Raw genomic sequence first — 20,820 nt, forward strand, 5'->3', positions numbered from 1 at the left:
TCGATGCTCGCAGGGCGCGTGCGGCTCAGAGCGCCGGCAGCAGTTCCGGTGGATGGTGCTTGAGTGTGTGCCGCGCTTCGCGGAATTCGGGAAAGATCGATTCGACCGTCTGCCAGAAACGCGGACTGTGGTTCATCTCGCGCAGGTGCGCGAGTTCATGCGCCACGACGTAATCGATGATCGAAAGCGGAAAGTGGATCAGCCGCCAGTTGAGGCGAATCTTGCCATCACTGGAGCAACTGCCCCAGCGCGTCGCCGCCGACGACAGCCCGTACGCACGAAACTCGACGCCGAGCTTGTGCGCATACACGACGAGCCGGTCGCCGAAAATGCGCTTCGCCTCGGTCTGCAGCCAACCCTGCACGCGGTCCTTGATCTGCTGCGGATCGGCGAGCGCGGGCAACGCGAGCGAGAGCACGCCGCTTTGCTCATCGAAATGAAGCGCACGTCGCGCCGAACCCAGCGACACGCTGATCGACCTGCCGAGATAGGGAAACTGCGCGCCGTCTTTCCAGTCGATGCGCGGCAGCGCACGCTGCTCGACGCGCGTCTGCCACTCGGCGAGCTTCTTGAAGATCCACTTCTGCTTGTCGGCGATGGCGCTTTCAATGTCGGCGAGCGTAACCCAGCGCGGCGCGGTGATCGCAAGCCCGGTGCCGTCGATCATGAAGCCGATCGTGCGGCGCGACGAGCGCTTCAGGCGATAGTCGAGCGTCTGCTGTCCGAGCACGAGGCGGCGCAGGCGTGTGCCGTCGGGGGCGTAGGGCGGAGGGGCGGCATTCGCGCCCGGCGCGATTTCACCGAGCAAGGGCGCGGGCGTCTGCGAGGCAGGCGCGGCGATGCCGGGCGCATCCGCGAACGGCAGATCGAGTTGCAGGTTGTCGAGCGCGACAGCGGGACGCTGCCGCGATGGGGTCTTCTGCATCGGCTCAGCTTTGCGCTCGCGGCGCAGGAATGACGAGAACAACGAAAAGGACAATGCGCGGCTCGGCGTGTGTGCAGTCGTTTCAGCGGCCGGCGGACGCGTGGGGCGCGTGCGTCGAACCTGCATCTGTCGAACTGTAGGCAGCCGGATCGATACGGCGCATTTCCGCTTCGATCCAGGTCTCGACGCGCTGGTTCACTTCTTCCGGCGTGAGGCCCGCGGTGTCGATCGGCTTACCGATCGACACCGTGACTATACCCGCATATTTGAGAAACGAATGGCGCGGCCAGACGTGCCCGGCGTTGTGCGCGATCGGCACGACGGGCACGCCGGTCGCGACCGCGAAGCGCGCACCGCCCGTCTTGTACTTCCCCTGGCTGCCGACGCGCGTGCGCGTGCCTTCGGGAAACATGATGACCCACGCGCCTTCGTCCATGCGCGCGCGGCCCTGGCGCGTCACCGAGGCGAACGCATCCTTGCCCTGCTTGCGGTCGATGTGCACCATTTTCAGCAAGCCGAGCGCCCAGCCGAAGAAGGGCACGAAGAGCAGTTCGCGCTTGAACACGTAGCAGAGCGGACGCGGCATCAGCGCAGGAAACGCGAGCGTTTCCCACGCGGACTGGTGCTTGGACAGCAGCACCGCCGGACCGTCGGGAAGGTTGTCCCATCCTTCGATGGTGTAGCGAATGCCGTTCAGATGGCGCAGGACGACGATCGTCGATTTGCACCAGCCGGCTGCCATCCAGTAGCGCTTGTCGGCGCGCAGGAACGGAAACGCGATGAAGCAGGCGATCGCGTACGGAACCGTGTACACGATGAAGTAAATGAGCAACAGCAGCGAGCGGATGAAGCGCATTGGTGTGGATTCTTGTAGTGCGCCGCTAAATCGGGTCAAAAAGCGGTCAATCTTGGTTCTGGGCGAGGAAATCGAGAACGAAGGTGCGCAGGTCCTTGTGCACCTTCGTGCCCGTCGGCAGGTTGCCAGCGGCGAGCGTCTTTTCGCCCTTGCCCGTCAGCACCAGATTCACCGGAAAGCCGAGTGCCGCGCCCGCCTGCAGATCGCGCAGCGAATCGCCGACCACCGGCGTGTGTTCAGGATCGATCTCGAAGCGGTCGATGATCTGCTGCAGCATGCCCGGCTTCGGCTTCCTGCAATCGCATTGATCCTCTGCGGTATGCGGGCAGAAAAACACGGCATCGATCCGTCCGCCCACCGCCGCCGCCGCGCGATTCATCTTCTGATGCATGGCGTTGAGCGCGGCCATGTCGAAGAGGCCGCGACCGATGCCCGACTGGTTCGACGCGATCGCGACGTGCCAGCCGGCCTGGTTCAGGCGCGCGATGGCGTCGAGGCTGCCGGGGATCGCGACCCATTCGTCGGGCGACTTGATGAATGCGTCGGAATCGACGTTGATTACGCCGTCGCGGTCGAGAATGACGAGCTTTCTGTTTGGATTCATGGAGAGGGCGCCTGAGCTCGCGCGCTCACGCGGCGAGCTTCGAAATGTCCGCGACGCAATTCATCTGCTGATGCAGCGCGCCAAGGAGTGCCAGCCGGTTGCTTCGCAGCGCCGGGTCTTCCGCATTCACCATCACGTCGTTGAAGAAGGTGTCGACGGCATCGCGCAGCGCGGCGAGCGCCGACAGCGCTTCCGTGTAGTTGCGCTCGGCGAGCTGGCTCTGCACACGCGGCGCGACCTGTTCGAGCTGCGCGTAGAGCGCCTTTTCTGCCGCTTCGACGAGCAATTCGGGTTTCACGCTCGACGGCACAGCTTCCGTCGACTTCTTCAGGATGTTCGAGATGCGCTTGTTGGCGGCCGCGAGCGATGCCGCTTCCGGCAGCGCCGCGAACTCGCGCACGGCTTCGAGGCGCGCCACGATGTCGTCGAGACGCGTCGGGTTCAGGCTCAGCACGGCGTCGATTTCGCTCGCGTTGAAGCCGCGCTCGCGCAGTACGCCGCGCAGGCGGTCCATGAAAAATGCATAGATCGCGTCCGTCGATTCGGCCACTTGCGGCATGTCGACGAAGTGCTTTTGCGCGACGCGCAGCAGGTCGAGCAGATCGATGGCGAGGCGCTTTTCGAGCAGGATGCGCAGCACGCCGAGCGCGTGGCGACGCAGCGCGAACGGATCTTTTTCACCCGTCGGTTGCAGTCCGATGCCCCAGATGCCGACGATCGTCTCCAGCTTGTCCGCGAGCGCGACCGCGCAGCCGACGCCCGTCGACGGCGTTTCGTCGCCGGAGAAGCGCGGCTGGTAATGCTCCGAGCACGCGCGCGCGACGTCTTCCGGCTCGCCGTCGTGACGCGCGTAGTAGGTGCCCATCGTGCCTTGCAGCTCGGGAAATTCGCCGACCATGTCCGTGAGCAGGTCCGCCTTCGCGAGCAGCGCGGCGCGCTTCGTCAGCGCGACGTCGATGCCGATCATCGGCGCGATCTCACCCGCGAGCGCTTCGAGGCGCTTCACGCGTTCGAGCTGCGAGCCGAGCTTGTTGTGATAGACGACGTTGGCGAGCAGCGGCACGCGGTCCGCGAGGCGCTTCTTCTTGTCCTGCTCGAAGAAGAATTTCGCGTCGGCGAGACGCGGGCGCACGACGCGCTCGTTGCCTTCGACGATGTCGCCGGGCGTCTTCGTGTCGATGTTCGACACGATCAGGAAGCGCGAACGCAGGCGGCCGTTGGCGTCGGTCAGCGCGAAATACTTCTGGTTCGTCTGCATCGTGAGGATCAGGCATTCCTGCGGCACCTGCAGGAACTCCTCACCGAAATGGCACTGATACACGACCGGCCATTCGACCAGCGCGTTCACTTCGTCGAGCAGCGCCTCGGGCATCACGACGCGATCCTCGCCCGCGAATGCCTGCAGTTGCGTGCGGATCGATTCCTTGCGGTCCTCGAAACTCGCGACCACGTGCGCTTTCGACAGCAGCGTTTCCGCGTAGCTGTCGGCGTTCGGGATCTGCACGAAGCCGTGCGACATGAAGCGATGGCCGATGGTCGTATCGCCGGAATCGATGCCGAGCGCCGAGACCGGCACGACCTCGCGGCCATGCAGCGCGACGAGCCGCTGCACCGGACGCACGAACTGCACGTTGGTGCCGTCCGGGCGCTGGTAGGTCATGACCTTCGGAATCGGCAGCCTGGCGAGCGTTTCGTCGAGCGCGGCTTGCAGGCCGTCGGCGAGCGCGGCGCCCGGCGCCGCGTAGCGCAGGAAGAACGCTTCGGCCTTGCCGTCCTGCGCACGTTCGAGTTCGGCGAGCGGGAAGTCGGGGAAGCCGAGCGCGGCGAGTTTCTTCGCGAGGGGCGCGGTGGGCTGGCCATCCTTGTCGAGCGCGACGGACACCGGCAGCACTTTTTCGCGCACCTGCTTTTCGGGCGCAACCGCGCGCACGTTCTTCACCAGCACGGCGAGGCGACGCGGCGTTGCGTATTTTTCGAAGTTCGGCTCGCCGTCGATCAGGTCGCGGGCCGCGAGACGTTGCACGATGCCTTCGGCGAACGCGGTGCCAAGACGCGCGAGCGCCTTCGGCGGCAGTTCTTCGGTGAGCAGCTCGACGAGCAGCGTTGCTTGATTGGATTGCGTCATTGTTCTTTCGTGTCTCGTCAAACCTGGTCGATGTTGCGTTCGACCTTCAGCGGCGGCGCCCAGGCGGGCATGGCGGCGTCGTGTTCGTCGGTGGTGAGGCCGGCCGCCGGATGCACCGGATTGCCGAGCATCGGGAAGCCGAGCGCTTCGCGCGAGTCGTAGTACGCCTGCGCGACGAGGCGCGACAGCGCGCGAATCCGGCCGATATACGCCGCACGTTCCGTGACCGAGATCGCGCCGCGCGCGTCGAGCAGGTTGAACGTGTGACCGGCTTTCAGCACGAGTTCGTAGGCGGGCAGCGCGAGCTTCGCGTCGATCATCTTCTTCGCTTCGGCCTCGTAGCTGTTGAAGAACGTGAACAGCAGGTCGACGTTGGCATGCTCGAAGTTGTAGGTCGATTGCTCGACTTCGTTCTGGTGATAGACGTCGCCATAGGTGAGGCGCCGCGTTTCGCGGCCGTTCGGGCCGTCTTCTTCCCATTCGGTCCAGACGAGGTCGTAGACGTTCTCGACCTTCTGCAGATACATCGCGAGACGTTCCAGCCCGTAGGTGATCTCGCCGAGAACCGGCTTGCAGTCGATGCCGCCCACTTGCTGGAAATAGGTGAACTGCGTCACTTCCATGCCGTTCAGCCACACTTCCCAGCCGAGTCCCCACGCGCCGAGCGTCGGGTTCTCCCAGTCGTCCTCGACGAAGCGCACGTCGTTCTGCTTCAGGTCGAAGCCGAGCGCTTCGAGCGAGCCGAGATACAGATCGAGGATGTTTTCCGGCGCGGGCTTCAGCACGACCTGATACTGATAGTAGTGCTGCAGGCGGTTCGGGTTGTCGCCGTAACGGCCGTCCTTCGGGCGGCGCGAGGGCTGCACGTAGGCGGCGCGCCACGGTTCCGGTCCGATCGCTCGCAGGAACGTGTGAACGTGCGAGGTGCCCGCGCCGACTTCCATGTCGATCGGCTGGAGAAGCGCGCAACCCTTGTTGTCCCAATAGGATTGCAGCGTCAGGATGATTTGCTGAAAAGTGAGCATGATTGCCTTTGAGGCGGACCGGCTCCAGAGCGCGTCGCGAGAGCGGACGCCGGGGCCGGCCAAAGTGCTAAAACGTTGAATTTTAGCTGAATGAAGGGCGCGTGCGACTTTCGGCGGGTTTGCGCCGTCTTCCGTCGACCTTTACGCCGACTGTTTCACTTCCCGCGCGCGTCCTTGCGCGACGGCGCAAATGCGAATGCGAACGCGAGCAGCAGCAGCGACATGGCGATGACGGTCAGATTGCCGCTCGTCACATACGGCGTGCGGCCGGACGTGCCCTGGACGGTGGCTTCGAGCGTGCCGGTCGTATAGGTCGGCAATTTCGAGACGACGTCGCCGTTCGCCGCGATCACCGCGGTCATCCCGGTATTGGTCGCGCGCAGCATCGGGCGTCCGGTTTCGATGGAGCGCATCCGGGCGATCTGCAAGTGCTGGTCGAGTGCGATGGTATCGCCGAACCAGGCGAGATTCGTCGAGTTCACGAGAATGCCGGCCGGCGCGACCTGCTCGCGCAGCGTCTTCGCGATCTCTTCACCGAAGATGTCCTCGTAACAGATGTCGACGGCGATCGGCTGGTTGTGCACGAAGAACGCCTTTTGCACCGACGGCCCGCGCGCGAGATCGCCGAGCGGAATGCCCATCAGGTTCACGAACCAGTGAAAACCGAGCGGCACGAATTCGCCGAAGGGGACGAGGTGATGCTTGTCGTAACGAGACACATCGAACGAGCCGGGCGTGATGCCGAACAGACTGTTGGTGAAATCCTTCGCGCGGCCTTCGGGTGTGATCGTCACGCCGATGGCGCCGAACAGGATCGACGACTTCGTCGTGTCCGCGAACTGGCGCAGCGCGAGCGCGAGGTCCTCCGGCACCTGCACGGCGAGCACCGGCAGCGCGGTTTCGGGCGTGACGATCAGATCGGCGGGCTTCTCGGTGATCATCCGCCGATAAAGCGCGAGCGATGCATTCACGCCTTCCTGCTCGAACTTCATCTCCTGCTTCACGTTGCCTTGCAGGAGACGCACCGTGAGCGGCGAGTTGGCGGGCGTCGTCCACTGGACGAGCGAGAGCAGCATCCCCGCGACGACGAGCGCCACCGCGACAACGCCCGGCGCGAAGCGCGCGGCCGGGCTCGCGGTCCCGACACGGCGTCGCGTATTGTAAAAAGCCTGCACGGCGAGCGCGGCCACCAGCGCGAGCACCCAGCCGACGCCGTACACGCCCGCAATGGCGCCATATCCGGCGAGCGGTCCATCGACTTGCGCATAGCCGCTCGACAGCCACGGAAAGCCGGTGAACACGAGCCCGCGCAGCCATTCTCCAAGCGCCCACGCGCTCGCGAACGCAAACGCGCCGTGCCATGTCGGGACAAAACGCGGCTCGGCGGCGTCGTTTTCACGGTCGTCGAATTGCGCGCGTCCGGCAACCAGCGACCACACGACCGAAGCCGCCGCCGGATAGATCGCTAGATAGAGCGAAAAGAGCGCCACGGCCGCGGCCGCGAGCGGCGCGGCCATACCGCCGTAGAAATGCATGCTGACGTACAGCCACCACACGCCCGTCACGAAATTGCCGAAGCCGAACGCCCAGCCAGTGAGCGCGGCACTTTTCCAGCTGCTCGTGCGCGAGAGCCATGCAAAGAACAGCGCGAAGATGACGAGTTCGATCCAGCCGCCATGCGGCGTCGGCGCGAAGGAAAACGTATTCGCCGCGCCGAGCACCGCCGCGACGAGGTAATGCCAGAACGGAAGCGCTGCTACTTCGCTGGATTCGGAAGACGGACTGCGCCGGCGGCGCATGATGCGAAATGATGAATCGGCCATTGATTACACGGTCGTGGTCGGCTGAAAAGGGGATGCGGCGCGAAGGATGGTGCGCCGCTGGCGGGACGGCCCGCGTCAATTCACCGCAGGGCCGCCGCGAAGCCGCGGTTACTCAGCCGCGGTCGTCTTCTTCGCCTTCGTGCGAGTGGCGATCGTGGCTCATGTGCGGCACGCGCCGCACGAGCAGCACGTGGATCTGCCGCGCGTCGCCGCGCAGGATTTCGAACGCGAAGTCGTCGATGCGCACTTTCTCGCCGCGATGCGGCACGCGCCCGAAGCGATGCGTGACGAGCCCGCCGATGGTATCGACTTCATCGTCGGAGAAGTCGGTGCCGAATTCCTCGTTGAACTGCTCGATGCCGGTGAGCGCACGCACACGATACTTCCCGTCCGGCGACGAAATGATGTTGCCGGCTTCTTCGTCGAAGTCGTATTCGTCTTCGATGTCGCCGACGATCTGCTCCAGCACGTCTTCGATGGTGATGAGGCCCGCGACGCCGCCGTATTCGTCGACGACGATCGCGATGTGATTGCGGTTCACGCGGAAATCGTGCAGCAGCACGTTCAGGCGCTTCGACTCCGGGATGAACACGGCGGGGCGCAGCATGCCGCGCACGTCGAATTCCTCTTCGGCGTAGTAGCGCAGCAGATCCTTCGCGAGCAGCACGCCGATGATGTTGTCGCGGTTGCCCTCGAACACCGGATAGCGCGAGTGCGCCTTTTCGAGCACGAAGGGGATGAATTCGGCGGGGGTTTCGGCGATGTTGATCGCGTCCATCTGGGCGCGCGGCACCATGATGTCGCGGGCGCAGAGGTCGGAGACCTGGAAGACGCCTTCGATCATCGAAAGCGAATCGGCGTCGAGCAGATTGCGTTCGTGGGCGTCCTGCAGCACTTCGAGCAGTTCGTCGCGCGACTCGGGTTCGTGCGAGATGAAATCAGTCAGACGCTCGAGAAGGGAGCGTTTTTCCTGCGGTTTGTCGGTGTGTCGTCGACTGGGATAAGCGTCGTTCATAGCGGGGCGCCCGCAAGCTTCGGGGCGCGAATTGGCGGAAAGTTAAGCATACACGATGGAAAAAGCGCGGCTGCACGGCCCGGCGCACGGATTTGCAACCATGCTAACTGATAAATGTGCGGGAAGTATGTCGAGAAAAACACGTTGTCCGAACGGACGAGCGTGCTCTTTTCAGGTCATAGGAATCGCGTCGGAAAGGTTTCATTCCTGCGACTTGCAGCGCCTGAGGAGCGCTTCGAGCGCGCGGTCCGGCATGCCGCTTTCGCGCAGCGCCTCGACGGTGCGGCTCACGTAGTCGAAAGTCGTGCCATAGCGGCCGCTCGCGCAGCCGAGCACGGTCCGCACGACGGGATCGGCGAGCTTGCCGGTGTAGGACGTCGCGTCGCGCCGCATCACAAAGGCGAGCGCCGCGACGCGCCGGCCGTCCGCGAGCGTGCACGGCAGCCACGCGGGACGATAGGATGCCATCGCCATTTCGCGGCGCCAGAGCACTTCGAGGTGTTCCTGCGCGCCTTCCCCGTCGAGACGGAACGCGATGCCGGTGCACGAGCCGCCGCGATCGAGCGCGAGAACGAGACCGGGCTGCTCGGGCGTGCCGCGATTCACGCGCGACCACAGATAGAGCCCGCGGTGATAGCCGTGCACCTTGCTGCGCACGGCTTCGACGGTCGGCAGACCCGGGTTCCAGATCAGCGATCCATAGCCGAAGAGCCACAAATCCGACTTCCGGTCCCAGTGCCTGAGCGCATGCTCGCGCGACACCGCCAGTTCTTCGTCAGTGAGAAGCGGCGAGTCAACGAGCTTCGGCGGGTACTCCGCGCACCCGGGCGCCGGCACGGACGCCGGTGAAGGCACAAGCGATTCAAGTTCGGGCGTCTCGTCTTTCACGGCGGGTCGGGCGTCGTTAGGGAATCGGAACGTAGGGATCGGAAAAGCCGAGCGCGCGCATGATGTCGGTCTCGATCGATTCCATTTCGGTGGCTTCGGTCTCGTCCTCGTGATCGTAGCCCTGAGCATGCAGCGTTCCGTGCACGATCAGATGCGCGTAGTGCGCGGCGAGCGGCTTGCCCTGCTCGGCGGCTTCCTTCTCGACGACGGGACAGCACAGGATCAGGTCGCCCGCGACCGGATCGTCTTCCGATTCGGCGTAGGCAAAGGTGAGCACATTGGTCGCGTAATCCTTCTGCCGATATGTGCGGTTGAGCGTGCGGCCTTCGTCTTCCTCGACGAATCGGATGGTCAGCTCGGCGTCCGCGAAGAGCGACGCCTTGATCCAGCGCACGACCGTCGCGCGCGGCAGCACGGCCTTGTGCGACGGATACGCCTTCGCGGCGGGGAACTGCATCGTCAGCGCGAGTTTGTGCGGGCGTGTCATGGACGAATGGTCGAACGGCGCGTCATTCCGAGCGTTGCGCCGACTTGGCCGCCTCGGCGAGGGCCGCGTCCTTCTGCGTCTGCGCGTCGTAAGCCTCGACGATGCGCGCGACCAGCGGATGCCGCACCACGTCGGCCGAAGTGAAATGCGTGAGCGCGATGCCGCGCACTTCGGTCAGCACGTGCTGAGCCTCGACGAGCCCGCTCTTGTGGCCGCGCGGCAGGTCGACCTGCGTCGTGTCGCCGGTGACGACCGCCTTCGAGCCGAAGCCGATCCGCGTGAGGAACATCTTCATCTGCTCGGGCGTGGTGTTCTGCGCCTCGTCGAGGATGATGAACGCGTGATTCAGCGTGCGGCCGCGCATGTACGCGAGCGGCGCGATCTCGATCATCTGGCGCTCGAACATTTTCGCGGTCTTGTCGAAGCCGAGCAGATCGTAGAGCGCGTCATATAGCGGGCGTAGATACGGGTCGACTTTCTGCGCGAGATCGCCCGGCAGGAAGCCGAGCCGCTCGCCCGCTTCCACGGCGGGACGCGTCAGCACGATGCGCTTCACCTGATCGCGCTCGAGCGCATCGACTGCGCACGCCACCGCGAGATAGGTCTTGCCCGTGCCCGCCGGTCCAATGCCGAAGGTCAGGTCGTGCGCCACGATCTGGCGCAGATATTCGCGCTGCGCGGGCGTACGGCCGCGCAGGTCGGCGCGCCGCGTATAGAGCTTCGGACCAGGGTCTTCGGTTTCGTCGAGATCGATCGTCGCGCTCGGTTCGTCGAACGGATGATCCGGGTCGCCGCGAAAACGCGGATCGACCGGCTGATCGTTCTGACCATTGCCATTCCCGTTGCCGTTGTTCGGCCCGCGCGTGCGCCGCTGCGCATGGCGCGCCTCGACGAGCGCGAGCTGGATGTCGTCGACGGAAATCGGGTCGCGCGCACGGTTGTAGAAGTTTTCGAGCGCCGCGAGCGCCACTTTCGCGCCGCGTCCGCGAATCGAAATCTTGTGGCCGCGCCGTGAAAGCGTCACGTCGAGCGCCTGCTCGATCTGCCGCAGGTTTTCGTCGAGCGGGCCGCAGAGGTTGGCGAGCCGCGCGTTGTCGTCGCGCGGTGCGGTGAATTCCATATGCTGCTGAGGAGCGGTCTTCAAGGCGAAAGTGGGTGTCCGGTCTGGGATGCTACTCAATGTGTGGTCGCCGGCGCCATGATCAAGGCGCCGCGCAGCGAGTGCGGATACGCGTGATTGATCTCGACGTCGATCATCTGGCCGATCAGCCGCGTGTGCGATGCGACCGGCGCCGGGAAATTCACCACCCGGTTGTTCTGCGTGCGGCCGGCGAGTTCGGTCGGGTCCTTGCGCGACGGGCCTTCAACCAGAATACGCTGCACCGAGCCGAGCATCGAATTGCTGATCTTCGTGACGTTCGCCTCGATGGTCGCCTGCAAATGTTGCAGGCGTTTGAGCTTCACTTCGCGCGGCGTGTCGTCGTGCAGGTTCGCGGCCGGCGTGCCGGGGCGCGGGCTGTAAATGAACGAGAAGCTCGTGTCGTAGCTCATCTCGTCGACGAGCGCCATCATCTTCGCGAAATCTTCCTCGGTTTCGCCCGGAAATCCGACGATCATGTCCGTCGATAGCGACAGATCGGGACGAATCGCGCGCAGCTTGCGGATCACCGACTTGTATTCGAGCACCGTGTAGCCGCGCTTCATCGCCATCAGGATGCGGTCGGAGCCGTGCTGAACCGGCAGATGCAGATGCGAGACGAGCTTCGGCACCTTTGCGTAGGTGTCGATCAGGCGCTGCGTGAATTCCTTCGGATGGGACGTGGTGTAGCGAATCCGCTCGATGCCCGGCACCTCGGCGACATATTCGATCAGCGTGGCGAAGTCCGCAATGTCCTGCGAGCCGAGCGTGAGCGGCCCGCGATACGCGTTCACGTTCTGGCCGAGCAGCGTGACTTCGCGCACGCCCTGGTCGGCGAGACCGGCGATTTCGGTGAGCACATCATCCAGCGGGCGCGACACTTCCTCGCCGCGCGTGTACGGCACGACGCAATAGCTGCAGTACTTGCTGCAGCCTTCCATGATCGAGACGAACGCGCTCGGGCCTTCGGCGCGCGCAGGCGGCAAATGGTCGAACTTTTCGATTTCAGGGAAGGAAATATCGACCTGAGCGCGGCCCGTCGAGCGGCGCTTGTCGATCATCTCAGGCAGGCGATGCAGCGTCTGCGGGCCGAACACGAGATCGACGTAAGGCGCGCGCGAAACGATCGCCGCGCCTTCCTGGCTCGCAACGCAGCCGCCGACGCCGATCAGCAGGTTCGGGTTCGCTTCCTTCAGTTCGCGCACGCGGCCCAGATCGGAGAAGACTTTTTCCTGCGCCTTTTCGCGCACCGAGCAGGTATTGAACAGGATGACGTCCGCATCTTCGGGCGTGTCCGTCTTGACGAGGCCTTCCGCTGCGCCAAGGACGTCGACCATCTTGTCGGAGTCGTACTCGTTCATCTGGCAGCCAAAGGTCTTTACATAAACTTTCTTGGTCATGAATTTCGCCGGTCGCAGTGGTTAACCTGGGGGCGCGGTATCGAGAGGTTGAAAAAATGGGCGTTTTTGCCGTTCTTGTTGTTCTAATTTAGCCCGATATTATAGCCCTCGCCGATTCCTTACGTTTCGGCCGGCCTTGCGCGTCAGGCGGGTAGGCGAGGTCGCCAAGCAGTTCGGCGGTCGCCGTCGCAAAACGCTCGACGAGAAAATCCAGCAGCACGCGCACGCGTGGCGCCATGTAGCGGTTCGCGTGGAACAGCGCGTGAACCGCCGCCTCGTGCGTGCACCAGTCGGGCAGCAGCATTTTCAGCGTGCCGGCGCGCACGTCGGCGGCGATATCCCAGATCGATTTGTGGGCGATACCGTGGCCCGCTAGCGCCCACGCGCGCGTGAGCGCCCCGTCGTTCGATTCCCACGATGCTTCGAACGGCATCGTGAAACTCGCGCGCTCGTCGCCGCGCACGAAGTCCAATTCGGCGAGCGGCCCCGCCGACGTCACCAGCACCGCGAAGTCATGGCCTTCAAGATCGGCGGGCGTCGCGGGCGTACCCCGGCGTGCCAGATAGTCGGGCGATGCGCACAGCACGCGCCGGTTCGGTGCCAGTTGGCGCGCGGCGAGACCGCTGTCCGGCGGCGCGCCGAAGCGAATAGCGAGATCGATTTCCTCCTGCAACAGGTTCGACACCGAATCCGACAGCGTCAGCGCGAACCGGACTTCGGGATAGCGCGCGTTGAATTCGTCGAGCCAGCCGCGCAGCAGATAGCGACCGAAATCCGACGTCGCGGAAATGCGCACCTTGCCGCGCACGAGATTCTGGCCGGCCTGCAGCGCGGCCTCGGCGTCGTCGATGGCCTGCAGCGCAATGCGGCAGTGCTGCAGATAGAGGCGCCCTTCATCGGTGACGCGTAACTGGCGCGTCGTGCGCTCGAAAAGCCTGGCATGCAGCGATTTTTCGAGCTTGAGCAGACGCGCACTCGCGGCCGCAGGCGACAGGCCGAGCTTGCGTCCCGCCGCCGACAGGCTGCCGAGCGCCGCTGCTTCCACGAAAAGGCGCATGTCGCCGAGCCGGTCCATCGCCATGAGTCGATTCTCAATTCAGATTTGACAATGATTCAAATGCTACGCCAATTATCAAAAAGACGCCGGTCGCGCAGAATGCGCGCATGCACTCGGAGCTCAGGGTTTTCCCGAGAGCGCCCATGTCCGGAGAGTCAGCCATGCAACTCGATCACGTGACGATCGTCGCCCCCGAATGCGAAGCGATGAAGCGCTTTTTCGTCGATGTCGCGGGAATGACGCTCGGAGCCCGGCCGCCGTTCGGTGTCGGCGGGTACTGGCTTTATCTCGGCGGGCGGCCGGTCGTGCATCTGATCGCGTCGCGTGCGGCTTCCGACGCTCACCAGGCATCGACGCGCATCGACCATCTGGCGTTGCGTGTCGATGGCGTCGAAGAGTGGGAAGCGCTGTTTGGCCGCCTGCATCGCCACGGCACGGCCTATCAACTCGCGGAAGTCCCGCTTACGGGGGAGCTTCAACTGTTCGTCCAGCTCGCGCCGGCTGTCGTCGTGGAATTCGTGACGACGCGCGCCTAACCATCTACGGGAAATTTGAAATGCCCATTCCACTTCTCGCGCTGGCGATCAGCGCATTCGCGATCGGCACGACCGAATTCGTGATCATGGGGCTTTTGCCCAACGTCGCCCGCGATCTCGCGGTGTCGATTCCGTCGGCCGGCTTGCTCGTGACCGGTTACGCGCTCGGCGTCGCGGTCGGCGCGCCGCTGCTCGCCGTCCTGACGAGCCGGATGCCGCGCAAGCTCGCGCTGCAACTGCTGATGGCGGTGTTCATCGTCGGCAACGTGCTGTGCGCCGTCGCGCCGAACTACGGCTTGCTGATGGTCGCGCGCGTGGTGACTTCGTTCGCGCACGGCTCGTTCTTCGGCATCGGCGCGGTGGTCGCGGCGTCGCTCGTGCCGGCCGAGAAGCGCGCGAGCGCCATCGCGCTGATGTTCACCGGACTCACGCTCGCGAACGTGCTCGGCGTGCCGTTCGGGACGTTCATCGGCCAGGAATTCGGCTGGCGCGCGACCTTCTGGATCGTCGCGGCGCTCGGCGTGCTTTCGGCGCTCGGCGTGACGGCGCTCGTCCCCAACCGGCACGACGCCGGACCGAGCGGGCTCGGCCACGAAGTGCGCGTGTTGAAGGAGCCGCAAGTGTGGCTCGCGCTCGCGATGACCGTGCTCGGTTTCGGCGGCGTGTTCGTCGTGTTCACCTATATCGCGCCGATTCTGGAGCAGGTGGGCGGCTTCTCGCCGCGCGGCGTGACGCTCGTGCTCGTGCTGTTCGGCGTCGGCCTGACGATCGGCAACACGATTGGCGGCAAGCTCGCGGACCGCTCGCTGATGCCGTCGCTCATGGGCATCCTGATTGCGCTCGCGATTGTGATGGCCGTGTTCGCGACGACGAGCCATAGCCAGACGGGCACCATCGTCACGATCTTCGTGTGGGGCATTGCGGCATTCGCGACGGTGCCGCCGCTGCAGACGCGCGTCGTCGAGAAGGCGAAGGCCGCGCCGAACCTTGCTTCGACGCTCAATATCGGCGCGTTCAACGTGGGCAATGCGGGCGGCGCGTGGCTCGGCGGCATGGTGCTGGAACGCGGCCACGCGCTTGATTCGCTGCCGTGGGTGGCGGCGGCGGTCGCGATTCTCGCGCTCGCGGTGACGTGGTACGCCGCGCGGCTCGACGCACGGCCGGTCGTGAACGGCGCCAACGCGGTCGACGCCTGAAAGTCGGCCGGCGTTTCGTATGAACGGAGGATTTCGACCGATTATGATGTCGGCTCAACGTAACCGAGCCATCATGATCGACCATCTCATCTGTGACTGCGACGGTGTGCTCGTCGACAGCGAAGTCATCGCCGATCGCGTCATGCTGGAGGCGCTGACCGAAACCTTCCCGGGCGTCAATTTCAAGCCGGTCATGAAGACCGCGTTCGGCCAGCAGACCTCGCGCTTCCTGACGCACCTCGAAACGAAGTTCGGCATCGCGATGCCCGCTGGTTTCGTCGATACGCTCGGCGCGCGCGTCGGCCGCGAACTGGCGCGCTCGGTCGGACCGATCGCCGGCGTGCGCAATGCGCTGCAACGCGTGAGCCTGCCGGTGGCGGTGGTGTCGAACAGCTGGATGGAGCGCGTGCGCGCGTCGGTGCAGCGCGCGGGACTCGACGAGATCGTCGGCGAGCGCCTGTTCAGCGCCGAGCAGGTCGCAAAGCCGAAGCCTTATCCCGACGTCTATCTCTTCGCGGCGAAAACGCTCGGCGTGGCACCGGAGCGTTGTCTCGTCGTCGAGGACAGCATCGCCGGACTGACGGCTGCGCGCGCGGCCGGCATGATGACGATCGCGTTCGTCGGCGCGAGCCACATTCCGGAGGGCTACGCGCACGTGCTGCGCCAGAGCGGCGTCACACGCATCATCGATTCGATGGACGACTTGCCCGCGCTCGTCGAGGCGGGCATGCGCGGCGAATTCCGCGGCGTGCAGTCGTAACGCCTAGACGGCTTCTTCCTCCACGACTTCCCGCGTCGCCGCCAGCACCGCGCGGAATTCGACCAGTTCCGCGATCGTCAGCATCGGCAGGCCGTGCTCTTTGGCGAATTGTTCGACCTGGGCGCCGCGCGTCATCGTTCCGTCGGCGTTCATCAGTTCGCACAGCACGCCCGCCGGTTTCAGACCAGCCAGGATCGCCAGATCGACGGTGCCTTCCGTATGTCCGCGACGCGCGAGCACGCCGCCCGGCATCGCGCGCAGCGGGAACACGTGACCGGGACGCACGATGTCGGCGGGTTTCGCGTTGTCGGCGATGGCGGCGCGGATCGTCGTCACGCGATCGGCCGCCGAGACGCCCGTCGTCACACCCTCGCGCGCCTCGATCGACACCGTGAACGCCGTGCCGTAGCGGCTCCCGTTGGCGGCGGCCATCGGCGGGAGTTCGAGCGCGCGCACTTTCTCGTCGGGCAGGCACAGGCACACGATCCCGCTGCATTCGCGGATCAGGAGCGCCATCGTGGCATCGGTGATTTTTTCGGCGGCGACGATCAGATCGGCTTCGTTCTCGCGGTCGTGATCGTCCTGCAGTACGACGGCGCGGCCGTCGCGCATGGCCTGGAGTGCCGCTGCGATGCGCGGCGGAACGTCGACGGAAGCAAGCAGGGAAAGGTCGGCGAAGGCGTCATCGGCGATGACGGACGGTGCCGCAAAAGACAGGTTCTGATTGGAAACGGACATGTGAAACGCTCTCGCTAAGGAATGGGCGAAAAACGTTTCAGGGCATTGCAGAAAGGCATAACGACACCCGGACCGCGCCGCGTGGACGACGCCGTCTGGTCCGGCACGCGATGCGCGCCTTCACCGAGGGGAACGGACATGACCATCTGCACATCTTCTTCCATCCGGACTATGACCGTCGGCTCTGGCTTCGCACCAGATCTGCTGACCCCGTCGATGTTGCTGACGGGCGCTCGCGGGCTCGTGAACAGCCTCTCGGCCATCGCACATACCGCCGGTGGGGAATTTCGCCCCGCCCTGAAGACGCACTGATTTCCCGCTAATTAAGCAACTAGCGGCTATTTTCAGGATACAACAGACCGGCGAAAGTTGCAGCATGGCGCGACGCGTAACTTGTCGAAATGCGACATTGGCTCAAAGCGTAACTTGTCGAAATGCGACATTGGCTCAAAGCGATTAACGCCGCTGCCGGGACCATCACGCGTCCGCCCACGCCTTCGCCGCGTTGATCGCCCGCTGCCAACCGGCGAGGCATGCATCGACGTCAGGTTTCTGCATCGACGGCGTGAAGCGGTGTTCAAGCTTCCACTGCTGCTTCAGTTCGTCGACATCCTTCCAGTAACCGACCGCCAGCCCCGCGAGATAGGCCGCGCCGAGGGCCGTGGTCTCGGCGACCTGCGGGCGCACGACATCGACACCGAGAATGTCCGCCTGGAACTGCATCAGCAGATTGTTCGCGCACGCGCCGCCATCGACGCGCAGTTCCGCGATCGCGCCGCCCGAATCCGCTTCCATCGCCTTCAGCACGTCGAGCGACTGATACGCGATCGAATCGAGCGCTGCACGGGCGATATGTCCCGCATTCGTGCCGCGCGTTACGCCGAACAGCGTGCCGCGCGCCCGGGCGTTCCAGTGCGGCGCGCCGAGGCCCGCGAAGGCCGGCACGAGATAGACGCCGTCGCAATGCGGCACGCCGCGCGCGAGCGTTTCAATTTCGCTCGCACTCTTGATGATGCCGAGTCCGTCGCGCAGCCACTGCACGACCGCGCCCGCGATGAAAATGCTTCCCTCCAGCGCATAGTTGATCTGGCCGCCGATCTGCCAGGCGATCGTCGTGACGAGGTTGTTGCGCGATTCGATCGGCGTGTCGCCGGTGTTCATCACGAGGAAGCAGCCGGTGCCGTAGGTGTTTTTCACCATGCCGGTTTCCGTGCACATCTGGCCGAAAAGCGCGGCGTGCTGGTCGCCTGCGATGCCGCCTAGCGCGATTTTCGAAGCGAACACGGTGGTTTTCGTCGATCCGTAGACCTCCGACGACGGGCGCACCTCGGGCAGCATGCTGCGCGGAATCTCGAGCGCGTCGAGCAGTTCGTCATCCCATTGCAGCGTGTGGATGTTGAAGAGCATGGTCCTTGACGCGTTGGTGACGTCGGTGATGTGCAGTTCGTGCCGCGTGAAATTCCACACGAGCCAGCTGTCGACGGTACCGAACGCGAGGCGCCCCTGCCGTGCCTTGTCGCGCGCGCCATCGACGTTGTCGAGGATCCAGCGGATCTTGGTGGCCGAGAAATACGAATCGATCGGCAGGCCGGTCTTCGCGCGGACTTTTTCTTCGAGTCCCTGCACCTTCAGCTGGTCGCAGAAGTCCGCCGTGCGGCGGTCCTGCCAGACGATCGCGTTGTAAATCGGATGGCCCGTGTCGCGATCCCAGACAATGGTGGTCTCGCGCTGGTTCGTGATGCCGATCGCGGCAATCGACGTGCCGTTCAGCCCGGCGCGCGTGACCGCTTCGGCGGCGACGCCCGCCTGCGTCGACCAGATTTCCTGCGGGTCGTGTTCGACCCAGCCCGGCTGCGGATAGATCTGCTGGAATTCCTTCTGCGCCATCGACACCACGTTGCCGTTGCGGTCGAACAGCATGGCGCGGGAGCTGGTCGTGCCCTGGTCGAGCGCGAGGACGTACTGATCCTGCATTGTCTTCTCCACTGTTTTTTTTGGACGCGCGTTGTTCGATGCCTTCAGGGCGAGTGTAGCCGCGATGCCGCGCGCAATGACGGTGCGTTCGATGTCGCGCTCGCGAGCCAACGGTCGATGCGCCGGCTGACTTCGTCGAGCGACGCGCGACCAATATGCAAACCGAGCTTCGAGCGGCGCCACAGCACGTCTTCGGCGCGCAACGCCCATTCGTTGTCGCGCAGGTAGCGCAGTTCGGCTTCGTAGAGACCGGGCGCGAACGCTTCGCCGAGCTCCTCGACGGAGCGCGCCGCGCCGATCACCCGCGCGGCGCGCGTGCCGTACGCGCGCGCATAGCGGCGCGCCAGCGCGGGAGGAAGCCACGGATGATGCTGTTCGAGTTCGCGCAGAAAGCGCTCGAAGTCGGCATCGGCGAAATCGCCGCCCGGCAGCGGCACGCCTTCGGTCCACGTGCGGGCGGGCGCCTGCAACGCGTCGGCAAGCTTGTCGACGGCCTCTTCCGCGAGCTTGCGGAAGGTCGTGATCTTGCCGCCGAAGACGGACAGGAGCGGCGCGCCGCCGGCATCGAGTTCGAGCAAATAGTCGCGCGTGACCGCCGACGCGTTCTCCGCCGTCTCGTCTTCAAGGAGCGGGCGCACGCCGGAGTAGCTCCAGCAGACGTCTTCCGGCGCAATGTGATGCTTGAAATAGCGGTTGATCGAATCGCAGAGATAGCGGATTTCGTCGGCGCCGATTTCGACCTTCGCTGCATCGCCGCCGTATTCGATGTCGGTCGTGCCGATCAGCGTGTAGTCGTTTTCGTAGGGAATCGCGAAGATGATTCGCTTGTCGGGGTTCTGGAAGATGTACGCGTGGTCGTGCTCGAACAGGCGCTTCGTCACGATGTGGCTGCCCTTCACGAGCCGCACGCTGTGCCGCGTTCTCGTGTTGCCGAGTGCGCCCTTCAGCAGGTCGCCGACCCACGGACCCGCCGCATTGGCCATGGCGCGGGCGCGCACTTCGATGCGCTCGCCGGCCGGTCCTTCTAGCGTCGCGAGCCATTCGCCCTCCGAGCGCTCGGCGCCGACGAGCCGCGTGTGCGTCATGACGGTCGCGCCGCGTTCGTGCGCGTCGAGCGCGTTGAGCGCGACGAGGCGCGCATCGTCGACCCAGCCGTCGGAGTAGACGAAGCCGCGCCGGATCGAATCGACGAGCGGCGCACCCGCCGGATGCCGGCGCATGTCGATGCCCCGCGAGCCGGGCAGCAATTCGCGCCGCGCGAGATGGTCGTAGAGAAAAAGGCCCGCTCGGATCATCCAGGCGGGACGCAGGTTCGGCATGTGCGGCATCACGAAGCGCAGCGGCCACATGATGTGCGGCGCGGCATGCAGCAAAACCTCGCGCTCCTGCAACGCCTTGCGCACGAGCTTGAACTCGCCGTATTCCAGATAACGCAGCCCGCCGTGAATGAGTTTCGTGCTCGACGACGACGTGTGCGACGCGAGATCGTCCTTTTCACACAGCAGCACGGACAATCCGCGGCCGGCCGCGTCGCGCGCGATGCCCGCACCGTTGATGCCGCCGCCCACCACGAGCAAGTCGTACTGTCCGCGCTGCGTCACGTTGGTCTTCTCCCGTCCGTCAAAGGAAAATCTGACGAACCTGTAATGTTCGAATTCGAAATCTAACGAACATAAACGAAAAAGTAAAGTCGGCCGGATGGGATAGGTGTTTTCGCCGATGCCGACGGGTTGCCGGCACGCCTTGTCATTTGCGCGTATGCCATGCGGCCGAGTGGCGCGAATGCGCGCTCCGTCCGATACTTGGGCGTCGGTGGAAAACGAAGAGGTGAATGCGATGCGAAAGCTGTTTTGCGTGGGCGCGGCAGGCGCGCTATTGCTCGCTGGTTGCGTGGGCACGCCGAGTCTCAGCGGCACGAGGGGTGCGCCATCGTTCAGTGCCTTGCAGGAAATGTGCGGAAGCGCGGCGGCGGACTACGGCCCGGACGCGCAGGATGTCTATTCGACCTTCTTCGACGCCTATGTCGCGTTCAAGCGCAACGGGCTCTCGAAGGAGCGCTTCTGCGCATTCCAGAGCGCGATCGCGGAACGGCACGCCGCCTACGCGGCCAATCCCGGTCCGCAGGCGCAAAATGCCTGGGCGAGCTTTTTCCTCGATCAGCGCGCGCAGGCGTTGAGCTGGCGTGCCGCCGTCGATCCGACGTTGCGGGCAGGATGATCAGGGAATGCACTCGCGCGCGGCGGCGAAGCCGGGCGCGAGCCTTGAACAGGAGA

Annotated in this window: 19 protein-coding genes and 1 riboswitch; of the genes, 4 read left to right on the forward strand and 15 right to left on the reverse strand. The window is 64.7% G+C overall.

Annotated elements, in window-relative coordinates; all coding sequences use genetic code 11:
- Positions 1-25 precede the first annotated feature (25 nt).
- From AWB81_RS03955 to AWB81_RS04010, 12 genes are all read right to left on the reverse strand, one after another.
- A complete protein-coding gene (locus tag AWB81_RS03955) occupies positions 26-925 on the reverse strand; it encodes a M48 family metallopeptidase (RefSeq protein WP_062632638.1) in 900 nt (299 codons plus the stop codon).
- Between the two features lie 82 nt (positions 926-1,007).
- A complete protein-coding gene (locus tag AWB81_RS03960) occupies positions 1,008-1,781 on the reverse strand; it encodes a lysophospholipid acyltransferase family protein (RefSeq protein ID WP_062632597.1) in 774 nt (257 codons plus the stop codon).
- Positions 1,782-1,827: 46 nt separating this feature from the next.
- The gene (gene gmhB / locus AWB81_RS03965; protein ID WP_062632598.1) at positions 1,828-2,385 is read right to left on the reverse strand and encodes a D-glycero-beta-D-manno-heptose 1,7-bisphosphate 7-phosphatase; all 558 of its coding nucleotides are present in this window, start codon (positions 2,383-2,385) and stop codon (positions 1,828-1,830) included.
- Positions 2,386-2,410: 25 nt separating this feature from the next.
- A complete protein-coding gene (glyS, locus tag AWB81_RS03970; protein ID WP_062632599.1) occupies positions 2,411-4,510 on the reverse strand; it encodes a glycine--tRNA ligase subunit beta in 2,100 nt (699 codons plus the stop codon).
- Between the two features lie 17 nt (positions 4,511-4,527).
- Positions 4,528-5,535: a glycine--tRNA ligase subunit alpha gene (gene glyQ, locus AWB81_RS03975; protein WP_087134796.1), complete on the reverse strand. Its 1,008-nt coding sequence runs from the start codon at positions 5,533-5,535 to the stop codon at positions 4,528-4,530.
- 155 nt (positions 5,536-5,690) lie between these two features.
- Positions 5,691-7,358, reverse strand: coding sequence for an apolipoprotein N-acyltransferase (gene lnt, locus AWB81_RS03980; protein ID WP_062632600.1), 1,668 nt, complete (start codon positions 7,356-7,358; stop codon positions 5,691-5,693).
- Positions 7,359-7,470: 112 nt separating this feature from the next.
- On the reverse strand, positions 7,471-8,373 hold the full coding sequence (locus AWB81_RS03985; protein ID WP_062632601.1) for a CorC family transporter: 903 nt from the start codon (positions 8,371-8,373) through the stop codon (positions 7,471-7,473).
- Positions 8,374-8,574: 201 nt separating this feature from the next.
- Positions 8,575-9,228: a gamma-glutamylcyclotransferase gene (locus AWB81_RS03990; protein WP_235025709.1), complete on the reverse strand. Its 654-nt coding sequence runs from the start codon at positions 9,226-9,228 to the stop codon at positions 8,575-8,577.
- Between the two features lie 49 nt (positions 9,229-9,277).
- The gene (gene ybeY / locus AWB81_RS03995; RefSeq protein ID WP_062632603.1) at positions 9,278-9,748 is read right to left on the reverse strand and encodes an rRNA maturation RNase YbeY; all 471 of its coding nucleotides are present in this window, start codon (positions 9,746-9,748) and stop codon (positions 9,278-9,280) included.
- Positions 9,749-9,770: 22 nt separating this feature from the next.
- On the reverse strand, positions 9,771-10,892 hold the full coding sequence (locus AWB81_RS04000) for a PhoH family protein (RefSeq protein ID WP_062632604.1): 1,122 nt from the start codon (positions 10,890-10,892) through the stop codon (positions 9,771-9,773).
- A gap of 32 nt (positions 10,893-10,924) precedes the next feature.
- Positions 10,925-12,286, reverse strand: a complete 1,362-nt coding sequence (gene miaB, locus AWB81_RS04005) for a tRNA (N6-isopentenyl adenosine(37)-C2)-methylthiotransferase MiaB (RefSeq protein ID WP_062632605.1) — start codon at positions 12,284-12,286, stop codon at positions 10,925-10,927.
- A gap of 88 nt (positions 12,287-12,374) precedes the next feature.
- A complete protein-coding gene (locus AWB81_RS04010) occupies positions 12,375-13,361 on the reverse strand; it encodes a LysR family transcriptional regulator (RefSeq protein WP_062632639.1) in 987 nt (328 codons plus the stop codon).
- A 143-nt stretch (positions 13,362-13,504) separates the two neighbouring features.
- Between AWB81_RS04010 and AWB81_RS04015 the strand changes: the two genes are divergently transcribed.
- The 3 genes from AWB81_RS04015 to AWB81_RS04025 all read left to right on the forward strand — a co-directional run bounded on the left by AWB81_RS04015 (position 13,505) and on the right by AWB81_RS04025 (position 15,835).
- Positions 13,505-13,879 carry a VOC family protein gene (locus AWB81_RS04015; protein ID WP_062632606.1) on the forward strand — a complete coding sequence of 125 codons (375 nt, stop codon included), beginning with the start codon at positions 13,505-13,507 and terminating at the stop codon, positions 13,877-13,879.
- 20 nt (positions 13,880-13,899) lie between these two features.
- Entirely contained in the window at positions 13,900-15,075 is a 1,176-nt protein-coding gene (locus tag AWB81_RS04020) for an MFS transporter (RefSeq protein ID WP_062632607.1), read from the forward strand.
- Between the two features lie 73 nt (positions 15,076-15,148).
- Complete coding sequence (locus AWB81_RS04025; protein ID WP_062632608.1) at positions 15,149-15,835, forward strand: HAD family hydrolase; 687 nt, start codon at positions 15,149-15,151, stop codon at positions 15,833-15,835.
- Positions 15,836-15,838: 3 nt separating this feature from the next.
- Here the strand turns inward: AWB81_RS04025 and ribB are convergent, their stop codons facing one another.
- The 3 genes from ribB to glpD all read right to left on the reverse strand — a co-directional run bounded on the left by ribB (position 15,839) and on the right by glpD (position 20,148).
- Positions 15,839-16,573 (reverse strand): 3,4-dihydroxy-2-butanone-4-phosphate synthase, encoded by a 735-nt coding sequence (gene ribB, locus AWB81_RS04030; protein ID WP_374730471.1) that lies wholly within the window; start codon positions 16,571-16,573, stop codon positions 15,839-15,841.
- Between the two features lie 148 nt (positions 16,574-16,721).
- Positions 16,722-16,882, reverse strand: a riboswitch (FMN riboswitch).
- Positions 16,883-17,050: 168 nt separating this feature from the next.
- The gene (gene glpK / locus AWB81_RS04035) at positions 17,051-18,547 is read right to left on the reverse strand and encodes a glycerol kinase GlpK (RefSeq protein ID WP_062632641.1); all 1,497 of its coding nucleotides are present in this window, start codon (positions 18,545-18,547) and stop codon (positions 17,051-17,053) included.
- 44 nt (positions 18,548-18,591) lie between these two features.
- Positions 18,592-20,148 (reverse strand): glycerol-3-phosphate dehydrogenase, encoded by a 1,557-nt coding sequence (gene glpD, locus AWB81_RS04040; protein ID WP_062632609.1) that lies wholly within the window; start codon positions 20,146-20,148, stop codon positions 18,592-18,594.
- Between the two features lie 235 nt (positions 20,149-20,383).
- Here glpD and AWB81_RS04045 point away from each other — a divergent pair, with 235 nt between their 5' ends.
- Positions 20,384-20,764, forward strand: coding sequence for a hypothetical protein (locus tag AWB81_RS04045; protein WP_062632642.1), 381 nt, complete (start codon positions 20,384-20,386; stop codon positions 20,762-20,764).
- Positions 20,765-20,820 lie beyond the last annotated feature (56 nt).

Origin of the sequence: Caballeronia arationis, from assembly GCF_001544975.2 — a bacterium.
Classification (GTDB): domain Bacteria; phylum Pseudomonadota; class Gammaproteobacteria; order Burkholderiales; family Burkholderiaceae; genus Caballeronia; species Caballeronia arationis.

What these genes read in the sequence shown, in the direction of transcription:
- AWB81_RS03955 (WP_062632638.1), bottom strand. Translation starts at nt 925, where the DNA reads ATGCAGAAGACCCCATCGCGGCAGCGTCCCGCTGTCGCGCTCGACAAC.
- AWB81_RS03960 (WP_062632597.1), bottom strand. Translation starts at nt 1,781, where the DNA reads ATGCGCTTCATCCGCTCGCTGCTGTTGCTCATTTACTTCATCGTGTAC.
- gmhB (WP_062632598.1), bottom strand. Translation starts at nt 2,385, where the DNA reads ATGAATCCAAACAGAAAGCTCGTCATTCTCGACCGCGACGGCGTAATC.
- glyS (WP_062632599.1), bottom strand. Translation starts at nt 4,510, where the DNA reads ATGACGCAATCCAATCAAGCAACGCTGCTCGTCGAGCTGCTCACCGAA.
- glyQ (WP_087134796.1), bottom strand. Translation starts at nt 5,535, where the DNA reads ATGCTCACTTTTCAGCAAATCATCCTGACGCTGCAATCCTATTGGGAC.
- lnt (WP_062632600.1), bottom strand. Translation starts at nt 7,358, where the DNA reads ATGGCCGATTCATCATTTCGCATCATGCGCCGCCGGCGCAGTCCGTCT.
- AWB81_RS03985 (WP_062632601.1), bottom strand. Translation starts at nt 8,373, where the DNA reads ATGAACGACGCTTATCCCAGTCGACGACACACCGACAAACCGCAGGAA.
- ybeY (WP_062632603.1), bottom strand. Translation starts at nt 9,748, where the DNA reads ATGACACGCCCGCACAAACTCGCGCTGACGATGCAGTTCCCCGCCGCG.
- miaB (WP_062632605.1), bottom strand. Translation starts at nt 12,286, where the DNA reads ATGACCAAGAAAGTTTATGTAAAGACCTTTGGCTGCCAGATGAACGAG.
- AWB81_RS04010 (WP_062632639.1), bottom strand. Translation starts at nt 13,361, where the DNA reads ATGGACCGGCTCGGCGACATGCGCCTTTTCGTGGAAGCAGCGGCGCTC.
- AWB81_RS04015 (WP_062632606.1), top strand. Translation starts at nt 13,505, where the DNA reads ATGCAACTCGATCACGTGACGATCGTCGCCCCCGAATGCGAAGCGATG.
- AWB81_RS04020 (WP_062632607.1), top strand. Translation starts at nt 13,900, where the DNA reads ATGCCCATTCCACTTCTCGCGCTGGCGATCAGCGCATTCGCGATCGGC.
- AWB81_RS04025 (WP_062632608.1), top strand. Translation starts at nt 15,149, where the DNA reads ATGATCGACCATCTCATCTGTGACTGCGACGGTGTGCTCGTCGACAGC.
- ribB (WP_374730471.1), bottom strand. Translation starts at nt 16,573, where the DNA reads ATGTCCGTTTCCAATCAGAACCTGTCTTTTGCGGCACCGTCCGTCATC.
- glpK (WP_062632641.1), bottom strand. Translation starts at nt 18,547, where the DNA reads ATGCAGGATCAGTACGTCCTCGCGCTCGACCAGGGCACGACCAGCTCC.
- AWB81_RS04045 (WP_062632642.1), top strand. Translation starts at nt 20,384, where the DNA reads ATGCGAAAGCTGTTTTGCGTGGGCGCGGCAGGCGCGCTATTGCTCGCT.